The sequence below is a fragment of the Mediterraneibacter sp. 210702-DFI.5.30 genome, from assembly GCF_020560115.1.
Classification (GTDB): domain Bacteria; phylum Bacillota; class Clostridia; order Lachnospirales; family Lachnospiraceae; genus Mediterraneibacter; species Mediterraneibacter faecis.
This window is the reverse complement of record NZ_JAJCME010000070.1, coordinates 1-272: the sequence shown is the minus strand read 5'-3', so window position 1 is coordinate 272 and position 272 is coordinate 1. Positions and strand designations below refer to the sequence as shown.

Genomic DNA, 272 nt, shown 5'->3' with positions numbered 1-272 from the left:
AAAACTGTCGCCGCTGCAGTCTGAAGTTGCTGAAACGGTAACGGCGAGCATGCGGCAGCACGAAAAGCGTTTGATATGGGCGGTAACGGGAGCCGGTAAGACGGAAATGATGTTTAAAGGTCTGGCTGATCGTTTGCAAGCAGGTGAGCGAATTGCTTGGGCCTCGCCGCGAGTTGACGTTTGTCTGGAGATTTATCCCCGTTTGAACAAGGCTTTTCAAAACTGTAAGATTGCACTGTTATACGGCCACGCCAAAGAAGCCTATTGCTATC

1 protein-coding gene is annotated in these 272 nt (G+C 50.4%); it reads left to right on the top strand.

The annotated features are described in order from the left end of the window. Positions 1–272: DEAD/DEAH box helicase family protein (locus tag LI126_RS14715; RefSeq protein ID WP_227165673.1), on the top strand; the 272-nt coding region annotated here is incomplete at both ends.